Genomic DNA, 575 nt, shown 5'->3' with positions numbered 1-575 from the left:
ACCCGGGGTCCAGCCGAGAGCCACGAGAGTGCCGAACATCCGAATGGTCCCGCACGTGAGCGTCGCCCGATGAACAACGACAACGAGATCGCCGGTGACGCCAGTCAGATCCCGCATCTGATGCCACCGGTGCCCGCGCGTCCCTCGGCGGTGGCCGATTTCGTCGCCCTGGCCCGTCGCGCCGCCCGCGACCGGGCCCGCTGGGAACCCCTCGTCCGCTACGACCCGGTGAGCCGCTGGTACCACCGGCTGGACGCCGGCCCCGGCCACGAGGTGTGGCTCCTGGGCTGGCTGCCGGGGCAGGGCAGCGGTCGCCACACCCACGGCGCCTCCTCCGGGGTGTGGACCGTCCTGCGCGGCGCCCTCACCGAGCGGACCGGCACGACCGGCAGCGGCGCCCGACTCGCGACGCCGGGCACGCTGTACCTGACGGCACCGGACAGTCCGCACGAGGTGACCAACGACACCCTCGAACCGGCGGTCAGCCTGCACGTGTACTTCCCCGGCCTCACCGAGATGCCGATGCTGCCCGCCGACCCCGCCCGCACCGGAGCGGTCTCTTAAACACATCTGAC

General features: G+C 72.5%; 1 protein-coding gene. It reads left to right on the top strand.

The window, feature by feature from the left end:
* Window positions 1-69 precede the first annotated feature (69 nt).
* Window positions 70-564, top strand: a complete 495-nt coding sequence (locus tag FOE67_RS27920; protein WP_182667578.1) for a cysteine dioxygenase — start codon at window positions 70-72, stop codon at window positions 562-564.
* Window positions 565-575: the final 11 nt, after the last annotated feature.

It is taken from the genome of Streptomyces calidiresistens, assembly GCF_014141525.1.
GTDB lineage: Bacteria > Actinomycetota > Actinomycetes > Streptomycetales > Streptomycetaceae > Streptomyces > Streptomyces calidiresistens.
The sequence above is the reverse complement of the archived record's forward strand: the minus strand, read 5'-3'. Positions and strand labels throughout refer to the sequence as shown.

Bases quoted from the DNA above. Each gene is read 5' to 3' on its own strand.
- FOE67_RS27920 (WP_182667578.1), top strand. From the start codon at position 70: ATGAACAACGACAACGAGATCGCCGGTGACGCCAGTCAGATCCCGCAT.